Here is a 15,356-nt window from a genome sequence, read left to right on the forward strand (position 1 = left end):
ACGGTCGATCTCAGAGATTGGAAAACACGCTGTTGACGGCATCGGCGGTTTTGGAAACGACGATGTCGGCTTCCTCACGCGTCAGGCAGAGCGGCGGCGCGAAGCCTAGTATGTCGCCCTGCGGCATGGCGCGGCCGATGACGCCGCTGGCGGCAAGTGCTATCGCCACTTGCGGCCCGATCTTGAGCGAGGCGTCGAAGAACACCCGGTCGTCCTTGTCGGCGACAAATTCGACCGCCGCCAGCATGCCATCGCCGCGCACGTCGCCGACGTGTCTGTGCCCGCCGACAGCCTTGGTCAGTTCGGCGCGGAAATAAGCGCCGGTCTCACCGGCGTTCGTCACCAGGTCCAGTTCGTCGATCAGTTCGAGATTGGCGACACCTGCGGCGACGCAGATCGGATGCGCGGCATAGGTCCAGCCATGGCCGAGCGAACCAAGCTTGTCGGAGCCCTGCACCAGCACCTGCCACATCTTGTCGGCAACGATGACGCCCGACAGCGGCGCGTAGGCCGAGGTCAGCCCCTTGGCGATGGTGATGAGGTCTGGCTTGATGCCGTAATGGTCGGAGCCGAACATGGTGCCCAGACGGCCGAAGCCCGTCACCACCTCGTCGGCGACCAGCAGCACGTCATACTTCTTCAGCACCGCCTGGATCTTCTCCCAGTAGCCGGCCGGCGGCGGCACGATGCCGCCAGTACCGAGGATCGGCTCGCCGATGAAGGCGGCGACGGTTTCGGGACCTTCGGCCAGGATCATCTCTTCCAGTCTGTCGGCGCAATGCTGCGAGAACTGCTCCTCGCTCATCGAGCGGTCGGCGCGGCGGAAATAGTAGGGCGCTTCGGTGTGCAGGACCGGCGCGCGCGGCAGGTCGAAGGCGTTGTGGAACAGGTCGAGCCCGGTCAGTGATCCCGTCATCACGCCCGAACCGTGATAGCCGCGCCAGCGCGAGATGATCTTCTTCTTCTCCGGCCGCCCAAGCACGTTGTTGTAGTACCAGATCAGCTTGATGTTGGTCTCGTTGGCATCCGAACCCGAGAGGCCGAAATAGACCCTCGACATGCCCTTCGGCGCGCGGTCGATGATCATCTTGGCCAGTGTGATCGAAGCCTCGGTGCCGTGGCCGACATAGGCGTGGTAATAGGCGAGGTTCTTCGCCTGGGTGGCGATGGCATCCGCGATCTTTTGGCGGCCATAGCCGACATTGACGCAATAGAGACCGGCAAAGGCATCGATGCTCTTCTTGCCATTGTTGTCCCAGACGGTGACGCCTTCACCGCCGGCCATGATGCGGGTCGGGCTCTCGCCCCGCGCATGCGTGCCCATATGGGTCGAAGGATGGAAGAAATGGTCGCGATCCCAGGCGTTGAGTTCGTTGGACTGGTCGAGCATTTTTTGACTCCTTGAGAGATGGCCGGACGGACTATGTGACGTCCAGACAGAGGTACTTCAGATCGGTGAAAGCTTCGAGCCCGTGGCGCGAGCCTTCGCGGCCGATGCCGGATTGCTTGACGCCGCCGAAGGGGATCGGCGCTCCGGTGATCTTGACGCGGTTGATGGCGACCATGCCGTAGTCGAGCGCGCGGCCCATACGTTGCTGGCGAGCGCCATTCTCGGTAACGACATAGGCGACGAGGCCATATTCTGTGGCGTTGGCACGGGCGATCACCTCGTCCTCACTGTCGAACGGCGTGACTGCGGCGACCGGCCCAAAGGTCTCCTCGCGCATGATCAGCGCTTCGTCGCTGACATCGGCCAGCAACGTCGGCTGGTAGAACAGCGGCCCGGCCTGATGCCGCTTGCCGCCGGTGAGGCAGCGCGCGCCATGGGCGACGGCATCGGCGACCTGTTCCTCGACCTTGGTCACGGCGCGCTCATGCATCAGCGGTCCGATATCGATCTTTTCGACAAGCCCATTGCCGGTCCGCAGCGCCTCGATGCGCTCGGCAAAGGCGGCGCAGAAGCGATCGTAGATCGGGCGCTGGACATAGATGCGGTTGGCGGCAAGGCAGTCCTGGCCTGACGTTGCAAACTTGGCATCGATGGCAATGCTCACTGCGTTGTCGACATCGGCGTCGGCAAAGACGATCAGCGGCGCATGGCCGCCAAGCTCCATCACCAGCCGCTTCATCGTCGGAGCACACTGTGCGGCGATCAACCGGCCGATCTCCGTCGAGCCGGTAAAACTCATGGCGCGGACGCGCGGGTCTTCGCACATGCGCCCGACGATCGTCGCTGCCTTGCCGGTGATGACGTTGAAGACACCGGCGGGCAGGCCGGCGCGCTCGCCGAGTTCAGCCAGCGCCAGCGCCGACAGCGGCGTCTCCGAGGATGGGTGTGCGACGATGGTGCAGCCGGCGGCGAGTGCGGCGGCCGCCTTGCGGGTCAGCATCGCCGCCGGAAAATTCCAGGGCGTGACGACGCCGACAACGCCGAGCGGCTCGCGCCTCACCATCATCTCGGCATTCGGCAGATGGCTGGTGACGCTCTCGGCGTTGAGGCGCTTTGCCTCTTCGGCATACCATTCGACGAAAGAGGCGGCATAGTCGATTTCGCCGAGCGATTCCTGCAGCGGCTTACCTTGTTCCAAAGTCATCAGCAGGGCAAGGTCGTCTTTCGCCGCGATGATCAGCTCGAACCATTTTCGCAGAATTCTCGACCGCTCCTGCGGCAGCAGTGACCGCCAAGCCGGGAAGGCACGCGCGGCGGCACCGATTGCCCTTGTCGTTTGCTGCGCATCGAGCGCGGCGACAAACGCGACCGTCGCGCCTGTGGCCGGATCGGTGACTTCAAAGCTTTCGGCCGCTTCGCTCGCGGTCCAATGCCCATCGACATAGGCAAGCTCGCGCAGCAGCCGGCGGTCGGAGAGGCGGTCGAGCGCCTCATGGCGATGCGAGCGGGCAAAATGCGCGGACATGGTCGAGGCCTCCCGGTTCGGACGATGCGGGAAGACTATCCGTCACATGCAGACAGAGAGACTGTTTCGACGCCCTGAAGGAGAGAGACTCTCTCTATTGTGCCGTCCCGACAGACATTCTCTCCGGGCTTATGCCGACGCCGGCAGCAGATCGGCTATCGGCAGCACGATTTCGTCCTTCACCGTCTTGGTGACGATGTAGGTGAAGTAGCGGTCGATGCCGATCTCGCGCTCCAGCAGGTCGTCGACCAGCCGCTGATAGGCGTCGATGTCGCGCGCCATCACCTTCAAGACATAGTCGACGCCGCCGCCCACCGACCAGCAGGCGACGATTTCGGGGATGTCGCGGATGACGCGTTCGAAGCGGTCGAAATCGGCCTGGCGATGGCTGGCCAGCGTCACCTCCATCAACACGGTGGCGACCGGCGCCACCACGCGCATGGCGATCTTGGCGTGGTAGCCCGAGACGATGCCTGCCTTCTCCAGCTTGCGCAGCCGCATCCAGCACGGCGTCGGCGACAGCCCGACCTGTTCGGCCAGCGCCAGCTTGGTGATGCGCCCGTCGCGCTGGATGACGTCGAGTATCCTGAGGTCGATCTCGTCGAGTTTCGCTGATGTCATTGGCGTCCGCTTTTTTGTCGGCATCACCATGACGGCGCATTATTTCGATTGTCAATTGCACTGATTTCGATCTCTAATAAGTCATGACATTATGGCAACCCGACCCCGCGCTCCTCCGCCGGCCAGCCTATCAATCGCTGGCCGACCAGTTCGCGCGCGCCATTCATGACGGGCGGCTGGCCAATGGCGCGCGGCTGCCGACGCATCGCCGGCTGGCCGACGATCTGAAACTGTCGGTGCAGACCGTCAGCCGCGCCTATGAGGAACTGATCCGGCGCGGCCTCATCTCGGGCGAGATCGGCCGCGGCAGCTTTGTCCAGACGCAGCGCCGTGAGCCGGAGCCGCCCTATCTGCCGGAGCGCCTCGGCGAGGTCATCGACCTATCGATCCTGAAGCCGGTCTGCGAGCCGATGCATCTGGAGCGGCTGAAGCAGGCGCTGGGCTGGCTGGCCGAAAACCTGCCATCGAGTTCGGCGCTGTCGTTTCGGCCCAACATGGTGTTTCCGCGCCACCGCGCGGTGGCGGTCGAATGGCTGAAACTGTGCGGGCTTGACGTCTCCGCGCAGAACATCAGCCTGACCAACGGCGCCACTGCTGGGATGACCGTAGCGCTGATGAGCGTGGCGCCGCCGGGCTCGACCGTCGCCACTGAGGCCATCGGCCACCACACGCTTGTGCCGCTGGCGCGCTATCTCGGCTTCAACCTGGAAGGCCTGCCGATCGACGGCAATGGCCTGATCCCGGAGGCGTTGGACGAGGTCTGCCGGCTCACCGACATTCGCGCGGTATTCGTGCAACCGTCGGTGATCAACCCGACGGCGACGCTGATGGACGCTCGGCGGCGCGAAGAGATCGCCGCGGTCGCGCGCAAGCACGACATCGCCATCATCGAGAACGATGTGCTGGGTCCGCTCGTCGAGGACCGGCCGCCGCCGGTCGCGGCTTTCGCACCGGAGCGCACGCTCTACGTCACTTCCTTCACCAAGATCACCGTACCTGGCCTGCGCATCGGCTATCTCGCGGCGCCCGACCGCTATGTCGCGGCGGTGGCCAACCGGCATCTGGTGTCGAACTGGATGGCGACGCCGCTGGTGGCCGAGATCGCCACCAAATGGGTGACCGACGGCACGGCGATGGAACTCGTTCGCTGGCAGCGCGCGGCATTGCGCCGCCGCCAGGACATCGCAGCCGAGGTGCTGGGCGGGGTTGGTTATCGCGCCAGGCGCGACGGGCTGCATGTCTGGTTGCAACTGCCCGCGGACCGTGCCGAGGAAAGCTTCGTCGCCCAGGCCCGCCTGCAAGGCGTGGCGATCGCGCCCGGCACCTCCTTCCGCATCTCGGATGCGCCCTGGCATCCGGCGGTGCGCATCTCGCTCGGCTCGACCACCGAGGGGGAACTGCGCGCCGGCCTCGGCGTTGTCACCAAGTTGCTGCTTGGCGATCCGGAGCATCTGCTGCTCGCAATCTAAGCGGGAATTGCTCTGGAATCATGCAGTGCCGGAAATATTGTCATGATTTTATTTTCCCAATTGACATGATTTGGCGCGTTCCGCATCGTTAAGGGCACAGGCTTCTCCAGCAGGGGAAATTCATTTGTCCTCACCCATCATCAAGGTCGACGCCATTTCGAAGAGCTTCGGCTCGTTCAAGGTACTGGACGGCCTGTCGATGCAGGTCATGCCCGGCGAGAAGCTGGCGCTGATCGGCCCGTCCGGCTCGGGCAAGACGACGATCCTGCGCATCCTGATGACGCTGGAGAAGATCGACGGCGGCCATATCCAGATCGATGGCGAGCAGCTCTATCACATGGAGCGCAACGGCCAGCTGCTGCCCGCCGACGAGCGGCACCTGACCAAGATGCGGCAGAAGATCGGCATGGTCTTCCAGCTGTTCAATCTGTTTCCGCACAAATGCGTCATGGATAACGTCACGCTGGCGCCGATGCTGACCAAGGGCACGCCTCGCGCCGCCGCTGAAAAGCGGGCCATGGAACTGCTCGACATGGTCGGCATGGCCGACAAGGCGAAGTCGATGCCGGCGCAGCTGTCCGGCGGCCAGAAGCAGCGCGTGGCGATTGCCCGTGCGCTGGCATTGTCGCCGAAGATCATGCTGTTCGACGAGGTGACGTCAGCCCTCGATCCGGAGCTGGTCGAGGAGGTGATGAATGTCATGCGCAAGCTCGCCGCAGAGACCGACATGACCATGCTGCTGGTCACCCACGAGATGGGCTTTGCCCACGACTTCGCCGACCGCGTGCTGTTCTTCGACCGCGGCAAGATCGTCGAAGAGGGCAAACCAGACGAGATTTTCCGCCATCCAAAGCAGGAGCGCACGCAAGGCTTCCTGAAGAAGATCATCGCAGCCGGACATCGTGTCTGACCGCTTTGCGGGGCGGAAGACCGCCCCAGACAAAACCAAGAAGACAACAAAGGAGTTGGGAACAATGAAGAAACTTGGCATTCTGGCCGGCGTCGCCGGTCTCGCACTGACGGCGGTGCTCGCCGCGTCGAGCACCGGTTCGGCCGATGACAGCAAGCTCGAGCAATTGAAGGCGCAGGGCTTTGCCCGCGTCGCGATCGCCAACGAGCCGCCCTATACGGCGGTCGCCGCCGACGGCAAAGTTTCGGGTGCGGCGCCCGACGTGGCGCGCGAGGTCTTCAAGCGTCTCGGTGTTGCCGACATCGTCGCTTCGATCTCCGAATATGGCGCGATGATCCCCGGCCTGCAGGCCGGCCGCTTCGACGTCGTCACCGCCGGCCTGTTCATGAAGCCGGAGCGTTGCGCGGCGGTCGTCTATTCCGAGCCGGTGCTGTGCGACGCCGAGGCGATGCTGGTGAAGAAGGGCAATCCGAAGGGCTTCAAGAGCTACGAGGACGTCGCCAAGGACACGTCAGCCACCATTGGCGCGCCCGGTGGCGGCACGGAGGAGAAGCTGGCGCTCAACGCCGGCGTGCCGCGCGAGCGCGTCATCGTCGTGCCGGACGGCCAGAGCGGCCTGAAGATGCTGCAGGACGGTCGCATCGATGCCTATTCGCTTCCCGTCCTGTCGATCAACGACCTCGTCAAGAAAGCCAACGATCCGAACCTCGAAGTCATCGCCCCGGTGGTCGGCGCGCCGGTCTATTGCGACGGCGCCGCCTTCAAGAAAGGCGATGAGGCCCTGCGCGACGCCTTCGATGTCGAGCTCGCCAAGCTGAAGAAATCCGGCGAGTTCGCCAAGATCGTCGAGCCCTACGGCTTCTCGGCCGCAGCCGCGATGTCGACCACGCGGGACAAGCTCTGCGCGGCGAAGTGATTTTTCCTTCTCCCCGTTCAACGGGGAGAAGGTGGCCCGAAGGGCCGGATGAGGGGCGGCGCCAAGTTCTGTTATGCTAGCGCTGCCCCTCATCTGCCTGCCCGTCCTCCGCAGCAGCTGCGCTGCAGCTTCGGAGGGTGGACTGGCATCTTCTCTCCGTGAACGGGGAGAAGGAAGCTAACCGCCAACGTTGGAACCCGAATGACCCAGTGGTCCGGCTACCTCGGCCTGATATTGCAGGGAGCGCTTGTCACCATCGAGCTGACGCTGATGGGGTCGGTGCTCGCCCTGATCATGGCCTTCCTCGCCGGCATGGGCCGCGTGTCGCGCTTCTTTGCGCTGCGCTGGCTGGCCACCGCCTATATAGAATTCTTCCGCGGCACCTCGATCTTCGTGCAGCTGTTCTTTGCCTATTTCGTGTTGCCGTTGATCGGCCTCGAACTGACCCCCCTGCAGGCGGGTGTGCTGGCGCTGGGCCTCAATGTCGGCGCCTATGCGGCCGAGGTGGTACGCGGCGCCATCCAGTCGGTCGGCCGCGAACAATATGAGGCCTGCATCGCGCTCAACCTCGGCCGCTGGCAAGGCATGCGCCATGTCATCCTGCCGCAGGCGCTGCTGGTCATGCTGCCGACCTTCGGCAACAATGCCATCGAACTGCTCAAGGCGACCTCCGTGGTGTCGCTGATCTCGCTCGCCGATCTCACCTTTCAGGCGCAGGTCGTGCGCTCGCAGACCGGTAACACGCTGGCGCCGTTCACCACCATCCTGATCATCTATTTCGCCCTGGCGCTGATCATCTCCTGGGGCGTGCGTTCATTGGAACGCCGCATGGCGCGCGGCCACGACGGGGTGCGCGTCTGATGGATTGGGACTGGAACTTCGTCTGGGAGATCCTGCCGACGCTGATCCAGGGCGTGAAGATCACCATCCTGGCAACGCTGCTCGGCTCCGTGCTGGCCGCTGTCGTGGGTCTGGGCATCGCGCTAGCACGACGCTCGCCCAACAAGGCGCTGTCGCGCACCGTTGGTTGGGCGGCCGAATTCATCCGCGGCACGCCGCTTCTGGTGCAGCTCTATTTCATCTTCTACGTGCTGCCGGATTTCGGCATCCTGTTGCCGCCGCTGGTCGCCGGCGTCATCGGGCTCGGCCTGCACTACGGCACCTACACGGCGGAAGTCTATCGCGCCGGCATCGACAACGTGCCGCGCGGCCAGTGGGAGGCGGCCAAGGCCTGCAATCTGAGCGCCACGCAGACCTGGACCAACATCATCATTCCGCAAGCGATCCCACCGATGATCCCGGCGCTGGCCAATTATTTCATCGCGATGTTCAAGGAGACACCGCTGCTATCGGCAATCACCGTGCTGGAGCTGATGAACCAGGCAAAGAGCGTCGCCAACACCTACTATCGCTACATTGAGCCGATCACGCTGGTCGGCGCTTTCTTCCTCGTCATCAGCCTCTTCTCGGTCGTGCTGCTGCGCTGGCTGGAACATCGCTACGGCAAGATCGAAAGGTAATTCTCAAGATGAAACCGCTGCCCGAAATCAGGCTGATGCCGACAAGGCCGGCGCTCGATGCGCGCCCGCTGGAAAAGCGCGTCGGCCTGATCATCCTTGCCACCGACCACACCAGCGAACCGGATTTCCGCCGCATGGTGGCGAGCGAGCGCATCGGCGTCTATGTCGCGCGCATTCCCTACAAGAATCCGACGACGCCGGAAAACCTTCGCAAGATGCAGCCGGAGCTGGCGGCGGGCGCCGCGCTGATCCTGCCAGACGAGCCGCTCGACGCGATCTGCTACTCCTGCACCTCGGCCTCGGTGGTGATTGGCGACGCCGAGATCGAGGCGGCGATCCAGTCTGCCAAGCCGGGTGTTCCTGTGGTCACGCCGCCCATGGCAGGCGTGCGCGGGCTGAAGGCGCTGGGTGCCAAGAAGATCAGCATCCTCACCCCTTACACCGTAGAAACCTCCAGACCGATGGCGACGTATTTCGCCGAGCGCGGCTTTGAGATCGTCAGCTTCACCTGCCTCGGCTTCGAGGACGATCGCGAGATGGCGCGCATTGCGCCGGCAGCGATCGCCGACCTGGCTCGTGAGGCGACGAATGCGCAGGCCGATGCACTGTTCGTGTCCTGCACCGCATTGCGCGGAGCGCTCGCGGTTCCCGGGATGGAACAGGCGATCGACCGCCCGGTCGTCACCAGCAATCAGGCCAGCGCCTGGAATTGTTTGCGGTTGTGTGGCGACGGGACGTCGCATCCCGAATTTGGCCGTCTGATGACGCTGCCTTTGCCGCGCGATTGACGATCATGACGACAGTCACCCTTAACGATATTCGTGCCGCCCGGGAGCGAATTGCCGGCAAAATCGAACGCACGCCGACAGGGTTATCTCACAGCCTTTCCGAACGACTGGGCATCCCCGTCCACCTCAAGCTTGAACACCGCCAGACCACCGGCAGCTTCAAGCTGCGCGGCGCCTCGAATGCCATTGCTTCGCTGAGCGCCGAGGAGAAGGCGCGCGGCGTGGTCGCGGCGTCGACCGGCAATCATGGCCGTGCGCTGGCCCATGCCGCGAAGCTCGAAGGCATGCGTGCGGTGATCTGCATGTCGCGACTGGTGCCGGGCAACAAGCTCGACGAAATCCGTCGGCTTGGCGCGGATGTCCGCATCATCGGCAACAGTCAGGACGAGGCGCAGCAGGAGGTCGAACGGCTGGTGGCGCAGGAGGGACTGGTGATGCTGCCGCCCTTCGACCACCCGGCCATCATCGCAGGGCAAGGCACGCTCGGACTGGAGATGATCGAGCAGGTCCCGGATGCCGCTCTCGTCCTGGTGCAACTCTCCGGTGGTGGACTCGCCTCGGGCATCGCCGCCGCCGTCAAGGGCGTCAGCCCCGGGACAAAAATCATCGGCGTTTCGATGGCGCGTGGTGCTGCGATGAAGGCGAGCCTGGATGCCGGTCGCCCGGTCGAGGTGGAAGAACTGCCGACGCTGGCGGATTCGCTCGGCGGCGGCATCGGTCTCGGCAACCGGCTGACCTTCGCCATGTGCCGCGATCTGCTCGACGACGTCATCCTGCTCAGCGAGGACGAGATCGCCGCCGGCATCCGCCATGCCTATGAACAGGAGCGCGAGATCGTCGAAGGCGCCGGCGCGGTCGGCATCGCCGCGCTGCTTGCCGGGAAGGTCAAGGCGACCGGGCCGGTGGTCGTTCTTCTCTCGGGCCGCAATATCGACATGAACACGCATCGCAAGATCGTCTGGGGTGACGCAATCGCGGAGCGCGCGGCATGAAAACTCTCCCACGCCGAATTCCCGCCCACCCCCCTCTGTCCTGCCGGACATCTCCCCCGCAAGGGGGGAGATCGGCAGCTTCGATGCGGTCGCTGTTCTTGCTGCGCTGGAGATTGGCGAAGGCAGGAGTGCAGTCCAATCTCCCCCCTTGCGGGGGAGATGGCCGGCAGGCCAGAGGGGGGGGTGACGGAACACTATCCTTCGCAGTGCGCGCCTTCGCGGAGCGCGTCGCATGAGCCGGATGACGATCCTCACCGAGAAGGAACTGCGCACAATCGTGACGCTCGATCTCGACGCGGTCGCCTGCGTCGAAAACGCTTTCCGCGCGCTCGCCACATTGCCGGTGGCGATGCCGCCGATTCTGCGGTTGGACATTCACGAGCAGCGCGGCGAGGTGGATGTGAAGTCCGCCTATGTGCCTGGAATAGACGGTTTCGCCGTCAAGATAAGCTCCGGCTTCTTCGATAATCCGAAGCTCGGTCTGCCCAGCGGGGGCGGCATGATGGTGTTGCTCTCGGCAAGAACCGGTGTGGTCGAGGCGCTGCTGCTGGACAATGGCTATCTCACAGATGTCCGCACCGCTGCTGCCGGCGCCGTCGCGGCGAAGCATCTGTCGCGGCCGGATTCGTCCGTCGCCGCAATCTTCGGCGCCGGCGTGCAAGCCGGGCTGCAACTCGAAGCACTCATGTTGGTGCGGCCGATCGCCGAGGCACGTATCTGGGCGCGCGATGCGGTCAAGGCGCAGACGGCCGCAGGCGCGCTGCGCGAAAAGCTCGGCATTCTCGTGCGCGCCGAGCCGGATGCAGCCAAAGCAACCATCGGCGCCGACATCATCGTCACCACCACGCCGTCGACCGAGCCGCTGATCAAGGCCGGCTTTGTCGTTGCCGGGCAGCACATCACCGCCATGGGCTCGGATGCCGAACACAAGAACGAGATCGCGCCGGCGATCCTGCGCATGGCCGATCTCTATGTCGCCGACAGCGCCAAGCAGACACGGCGTCTGGGAGAACTGCATCACGCCATCGCATCGGGCGTGATGGGAGCCGATGCCGCGGTCACCGAACTCGGCCAGATCATCGCCGGCGAACGGCACGGAAGGCGCTCACCCAGCGATATCACCATTGCCGACCTCACCGGCACCGGCGTGCAGGATACGGCGATCGCCACGCTCGCTCGCGACCGGGCGCGGGCGGCCAATGCCGGAACCATTTTTGAAAGCTGATGCTGGCCGCAAGGCCCAACAAACGAGGACCAAGAACAATGCAACCGAACCTGAAATTCTCGCGCGCCGAATTTGCGGATCGCCTCGCCAAGACGCGGAAAGCCATGGAGGTGAAGGGCGTCGATCTCCTGGTTGTCAGCGACCCCTCCAACATGGCCTGGCTGACCGGCTACGATGGCTGGTCGTTCTATGTGCACCAAGCAGTGATTGTGCCCCCATCGGGCGAGCCGGTCTGGTACGGCCGCGGCCAGGATGCCAATGGCGCCAAGCGCACCGCCTATCTCGCGCATGACAACATCGTCGGCTATGCCGACCACTACGTGCAGTCGACCGAGCGCCACCCGATGGATTTTTTGGCCAGCGTGCTTAGTGATCGCGGCTGGGGCAAGCTGACCATCGGCGTCGAGATGGACAATTACTGGTTCTCGGCTGCCGCCTTCGCCGCGTTGCAGAAGCACCTGCCCAACGCCCGCTTCGTCGACGCGACAGCGCTGGTCAACTGGCAGCGCGCGGTGAAGAGCCCGACTGAAATCGACTATATGCGCAAGGCGGCCCGCATCGTCGAAGCCATGCACCAGCGCATCGTCGACAAGATCCAGGTCGGCATGCGCAAATGCGATCTGGTCGCCGAGATCTACGATGCCGGCACGCGCGGCGTCGACGGCATCGGCGGCGACTATCCGGCGATCGTGCCGCTGCTGCCGTCGGGCGCCGACGCCTCGGCGCCGCATCTCACCTGGGACGACCAGCCGATGAAGTCGGGCGAGGGCACCTTCTTCGAGATCGCCGGCTGCTACAGCCGCTACCATTGCCCGCTGTCGCGCACCGTCTTTCTCGGCAAGCCGACGCAGGAATTCCTAGATGCCGAGAAGGCGACGCTGGAAGGCATGGAGGCGGGGCTTGCGGCGGCAAAGCCCGGCAATGCCTGTGAGGACATCGCCAACGCCTTTTTCGCCGTGTTGAAGAAATACGGCATCGTCAAGGACAACCGCACAGGCTACTCGATCGGCCTGTCCTATCCGCCGGATTGGGGCGAGCGCACCATGAGCCTGCGCCCCGGCGACCGCACCGAACTCAAGCCCGGCATGACCTTCCATTTCATGACCGGCCTGTGGCTGGAGACGATGGGACTGGAAATCACCGAATCCATCCTGATCACCGAAACCGGTGTAGAGTGCCTCGCCAATGTACCGCGCAAACTGGTGGTGAAGAATTGAGCCCGATGCCTAGCCTCCGCCCATCTCCGATCGCGCCGACCGTCGATTTCGACAAGGACGGCGTGCAACATGGTTTCCTGCGCCTGCCCTACAGCCGCGACGACTCGGCCTGGGGTTCGGTGATGATCCCGATCTGCGTCATCCGCAACGGCAAGGGACAGGCCGCGCTGCTCACCGGCGGCAATCATGGCGACGAGTATGAGGGGCCGCTGGCGCTCTACGATCTCGCCCGCACGCTCGATCCCAAACAGGTCAGCGGCACGGTGATCATCGTGCCGGCGATGAACTATCCGGCCTTCCGCGCCGGCACGCGGACGTCGCCGATCGACAAGGGCAATATGAACCGCAGCTTTCCCGGCCGTCCCGACGGCACGGTGACCGAGAAGATCGCCGACTACTTTCAACGCGAACTGCTGCCGCGCGCCGACCTCGTCTTCGATTTCCACTCCGGCGGCAGGACGCTGGATTTCGTGCCCTTCTGTGCCGCCCACACGGTGCCCGACAAGGCGCTGGAGCAGAAAGCCTTCGACGCGGTCGCCGCGTTCTCGGCCCCGTTCTCGATGCGCATGATCGAGATTGACTCCGTCGGCATGTATGACACGGCGGCCGAGGAAATGGGCAAGGTCTTCGTCAGCACCGAGCTTGGCGGCGGCGGCACCTCGCGTGCCCAGACCGTGCGGATCGCGCGGCGCGGCATCAGCAATGTGCTGCGCCATGCCGGTATTGTTGATGGTGCGGTCGAGAAGGGCAGAACTCAGTGGCTCGACATGCCGTCAGGCGATTGTTTCTCCTTCGCCGAGGACGACGGCATGATCGAGACCATGGTCGATCTCGGCGAGCCTGTGAAAGAAGGCTCGGTGCTGGCGCGCATCCATTCCACCGGCCGCACCGGCATCGCTCCGCAGGAGATCAAGGCAAAAATGTCCGGCATTCTGGCGGCGCGGCATTTCCCCGGCCTGGTCAAAGCCGGTGACTGCGCCGCCGTCCTGGCCCTTGTGGTTTCATCGTGATTTCGCAGAGTACGCCGCGCGAATATCAGTCGGTCTGGATCCAGACCGACTTGGTCTCCAGATACTCGTGCAGATGCTCGATGCCGCCCTCGCGGCCATAACCCGACATCTTCGTGCCGCCGAACGGCACCGCCGGGTCGATGGCATGGTACATGTTGACCCAGACCGAGCCGGCCTTGACGCGGCGCGCAAGCTTGTGCGCGGTGCCCAGATGTGTCGTGAAGATGCCGGCGGCCAGGCCATAGGGCGTCGCATTGGCACGCGCCACCGCTTCGTCGAGCGAGTCGAAGGGCATCGCCGAAATGACCGGGCCGAAAATCTCCTCGCGCGCGATGGTCATCTGGTCCGACACGGCGCCGAAGACCGTCGGCGCAATGAAGTTGCCGCCATCGTAGAGCTCGCCGGTCAGCCGCGAGCCGCCGGCGACCAGTTCGGCGCCTTCGTCGCTGCCGGCCCTGATATAGCCCTCCACCTTGGCTGCCTGCTTGGCATTGATGAGCGGTCCGATTTCCGTCTCTGCCTCGATGCCATGGCCGATCCGCAGTCTGCCGGCGAAATCGGCGAGCCGGCGGACGAACTCGTCATGGATTTCGCGCGCCACGAACAGCCGCGAGCCGGCAATGCAGATCTGGCCCGAATGCACGAACACCGCCATCGCCGCGATCGGAACAGCCTTGTCGATGTCGGCGTCGCGGCAGACGATGATCGGCGACTTGCCGCCGAGCTCCAGTGAAACGCGTTTGAGGTTGGCCACGGCTGCCCGCGCGATGGCCTGGCCGGTCAGCGTCGATCCGGTGAAAACGATCTTGTTGACGTCTGGATGTTCGGCGAGCCGCGCACCGGCTTCGGCCCCGGTGCCGGTGACGACGTTGACGACGCCGTCGGGCACGCCGGCTTCCTGCATCAGTTGCGCGATCAGCAGCGGCGTCAGCGACGCATCCTCGGACGGTTTCAGCACGATGGTGCAGCCTGTCGCCAGCGCCGGCGCGATCTTCCAGATCGAGGCGGCGGTCGGCGCGTTCCAGGGAATGATCGCACCAACGACGCCCACCGGCTCGCGCCGGGTGAAGGTGACGATCTCGCCGGGAATCGAATTGTCGATCGCCTCGCCATGCAGCGCCGTCGCCATGCCGGCATAGAAGCGCAGCATGCCGATGACGCGGCGCCGGTTGGAGAGCGTGCGCGTGATCGGCAGTCCCATATCGAGCGTGTCGGAAACGCTGAGCTCTTCCCAATGCGTCTCGAACAGATCGGCGATCCTGAGCAGCACGCACTGCCGCTCGTAGGGCGAGAATTTGGACCATGGGCCTTCGAAGGCCGCGCGCGCGGCGGCCACCGCCGAGTCGATATCGGCAGCCCCGCCGCGCGGCACTGTCGCCAGCACCTCGCCTGTTGCCGGATTGAGTGCCTGCATGCCCTGGCCGGACTGCGCGGCGACCCACTTGCCGCCAATGAACATCGGTCGGAATTCGCCATGGTACAACGCCGTGGCCTTCGCCTTCGGGTCGAAGTTCAGCGTCATCTCTTCCTCCTCGCAATTCCTTGGCGACTATTACTCCCGCCGCCGACCTCAAACAAGGAAAGCTAAAGGGCGCTCAGATAACCAGGTTGTGCGGGTGACTTCCGATCGCGCCAGCAACAAGAAACAGACAGCCGCTAGAGCATGGTCCCGAAAAGTGGAAACCGGCTTTCGGAAAAGATTGTGCTTCGACAAATGGCATCTAGAAAAATCATCGCGAGTTGTCGGAGCGCGTCGCTAAAAGCTCAATGAGG

Annotated in this window: 14 protein-coding genes; 10 read left to right on the plus strand and 4 right to left on the minus strand. The window is 64.2% G+C overall.

The window, feature by feature from the left end; translation table 11 throughout:
- Nucleotides 1-10 precede the first annotated feature (10 nt).
- From NKJ18_RS09200 to NKJ18_RS09210, 3 genes are all read right to left on the minus strand, one after another.
- On the minus strand, nt 11-1,390 hold the full coding sequence (locus tag NKJ18_RS09200) for an aspartate aminotransferase family protein (RefSeq protein WP_352758126.1): 1,380 nt from the start codon (nt 1,388-1,390) through the stop codon (nt 11-13).
- A gap of 31 nt (nt 1,391-1,421) precedes the next feature.
- Nucleotides 1,422-2,915 carry an NAD-dependent succinate-semialdehyde dehydrogenase gene (locus tag NKJ18_RS09205; protein WP_023686965.1) on the minus strand — a complete coding sequence of 498 codons (1,494 nt, stop codon included), beginning with the start codon at nt 2,913-2,915 and terminating at the stop codon, nt 1,422-1,424.
- A gap of 129 nt (nt 2,916-3,044) precedes the next feature.
- Complete coding sequence (locus NKJ18_RS09210) at nt 3,045-3,536, minus strand: Lrp/AsnC family transcriptional regulator (protein WP_352758127.1); 492 nt, start codon at nt 3,534-3,536, stop codon at nt 3,045-3,047.
- Nucleotides 3,537-3,619: 83 nt separating this feature from the next.
- On the opposite strand from NKJ18_RS09210, the gene ehuR reads away from it, so the two are divergent.
- The 10 genes from ehuR to doeB all read left to right on the plus strand — a co-directional run bounded on the left by ehuR (nt 3,620) and on the right by doeB (nt 13,583).
- On the plus strand, nt 3,620-5,005 hold the full coding sequence (gene ehuR, locus NKJ18_RS09215) for a MocR-like ectoine utilization transcription factor EhuR (protein WP_023732236.1): 1,386 nt from the start codon (nt 3,620-3,622) through the stop codon (nt 5,003-5,005).
- A gap of 124 nt (nt 5,006-5,129) precedes the next feature.
- On the plus strand, nt 5,130-5,915 hold the full coding sequence (ehuA, locus tag NKJ18_RS09220; protein ID WP_023682675.1) for an ectoine/hydroxyectoine ABC transporter ATP-binding protein EhuA: 786 nt from the start codon (nt 5,130-5,132) through the stop codon (nt 5,913-5,915).
- Nucleotides 5,916-5,979: 64 nt separating this feature from the next.
- Nucleotides 5,980-6,831, plus strand: a complete 852-nt coding sequence (gene ehuB / locus NKJ18_RS09225) for an ectoine/hydroxyectoine ABC transporter substrate-binding protein EhuB (RefSeq protein ID WP_023704762.1) — start codon at nt 5,980-5,982, stop codon at nt 6,829-6,831.
- 201 nt (nt 6,832-7,032) lie between these two features.
- On the plus strand, nt 7,033-7,692 hold the full coding sequence (gene ehuC, locus NKJ18_RS09230; RefSeq protein WP_352758128.1) for an ectoine/hydroxyectoine ABC transporter permease subunit EhuC: 660 nt from the start codon (nt 7,033-7,035) through the stop codon (nt 7,690-7,692).
- Nucleotides 7,692-8,351: an ectoine/hydroxyectoine ABC transporter permease subunit EhuD gene (ehuD, locus tag NKJ18_RS09235; protein WP_023709687.1), complete on the plus strand. Its 660-nt coding sequence runs from the start codon at nt 7,692-7,694 to the stop codon at nt 8,349-8,351. Before ehuC ends, ehuD begins: the two co-directional genes overlap by 1 nt.
- Before the next feature lie 8 nt (nt 8,352-8,359).
- On the plus strand, nt 8,360-9,139 hold the full coding sequence (eutA, locus tag NKJ18_RS09240; protein ID WP_023682672.1) for an ectoine utilization protein EutA: 780 nt from the start codon (nt 8,360-8,362) through the stop codon (nt 9,137-9,139).
- Nucleotides 9,140-9,144: 5 nt separating this feature from the next.
- Entirely contained in the window at nt 9,145-10,131 is a 987-nt protein-coding gene (gene eutB, locus NKJ18_RS09245; protein WP_023749754.1) for a hydroxyectoine utilization dehydratase EutB, read from the plus strand.
- 232 nt (nt 10,132-10,363) lie between these two features.
- Nucleotides 10,364-11,356, plus strand: a complete 993-nt coding sequence (locus NKJ18_RS09250) for a cyclodeaminase (RefSeq protein ID WP_023704765.1) — start codon at nt 10,364-10,366, stop codon at nt 11,354-11,356.
- Between the two features lie 38 nt (nt 11,357-11,394).
- Complete coding sequence (gene doeA / locus NKJ18_RS09255) at nt 11,395-12,573, plus strand: ectoine hydrolase DoeA (RefSeq protein WP_023704766.1); 1,179 nt, start codon at nt 11,395-11,397, stop codon at nt 12,571-12,573.
- Between the two features lie 5 nt (nt 12,574-12,578).
- Nucleotides 12,579-13,583, plus strand: coding sequence for a N(2)-acetyl-L-2,4-diaminobutanoate deacetylase DoeB (gene doeB / locus NKJ18_RS09260; RefSeq protein WP_023704767.1), 1,005 nt, complete (start codon nt 12,579-12,581; stop codon nt 13,581-13,583).
- A gap of 25 nt (nt 13,584-13,608) precedes the next feature.
- On the opposite strand, the gene NKJ18_RS09265 is transcribed toward doeB, so the two are convergent.
- Nucleotides 13,609-15,105 carry an aldehyde dehydrogenase family protein gene (locus NKJ18_RS09265; RefSeq protein WP_023704768.1) on the minus strand — a complete coding sequence of 499 codons (1,497 nt, stop codon included), beginning with the start codon at nt 15,103-15,105 and terminating at the stop codon, nt 13,609-13,611.
- Nucleotides 15,106-15,356 lie beyond the last annotated feature (251 nt).

Source organism: Mesorhizobium sp. M0217 (genome assembly GCF_040321955.1).
GTDB lineage: Bacteria > Pseudomonadota > Alphaproteobacteria > Rhizobiales > Rhizobiaceae > Mesorhizobium.

Coding starts and splice junctions, on each gene's coding strand:
- NKJ18_RS09210 (WP_352758127.1), bottom strand. CDS start 3,536: ATGACATCAGCGAAACTCGACGAGATCGACCTCAGGATACTCGACGTC.
- eutA (WP_023682672.1), top strand. CDS start 8,360: ATGAAACCGCTGCCCGAAATCAGGCTGATGCCGACAAGGCCGGCGCTC.
- doeA (WP_023704766.1), top strand. CDS start 11,395: ATGCAACCGAACCTGAAATTCTCGCGCGCCGAATTTGCGGATCGCCTC.
- ehuD (WP_023709687.1), top strand. CDS start 7,692: ATGGATTGGGACTGGAACTTCGTCTGGGAGATCCTGCCGACGCTGATC.
- ehuR (WP_023732236.1), top strand. CDS start 3,620: ATGACATTATGGCAACCCGACCCCGCGCTCCTCCGCCGGCCAGCCTAT.
- NKJ18_RS09250 (WP_023704765.1), top strand. CDS start 10,364: ATGAGCCGGATGACGATCCTCACCGAGAAGGAACTGCGCACAATCGTG.
- ehuC (WP_352758128.1), top strand. CDS start 7,033: ATGACCCAGTGGTCCGGCTACCTCGGCCTGATATTGCAGGGAGCGCTT.
- NKJ18_RS09200 (WP_352758126.1), bottom strand. CDS start 1,390: ATGCTCGACCAGTCCAACGAACTCAACGCCTGGGATCGCGACCATTTC.
- NKJ18_RS09205 (WP_023686965.1), bottom strand. CDS start 2,915: ATGTCCGCGCATTTTGCCCGCTCGCATCGCCATGAGGCGCTCGACCGC.
- doeB (WP_023704767.1), top strand. CDS start 12,579: ATGCCTAGCCTCCGCCCATCTCCGATCGCGCCGACCGTCGATTTCGAC.
- NKJ18_RS09265 (WP_023704768.1), bottom strand. CDS start 15,105: ATGACGCTGAACTTCGACCCGAAGGCGAAGGCCACGGCGTTGTACCAT.
- eutB (WP_023749754.1), top strand. CDS start 9,145: ATGACGACAGTCACCCTTAACGATATTCGTGCCGCCCGGGAGCGAATT.
- ehuB (WP_023704762.1), top strand. CDS start 5,980: ATGAAGAAACTTGGCATTCTGGCCGGCGTCGCCGGTCTCGCACTGACG.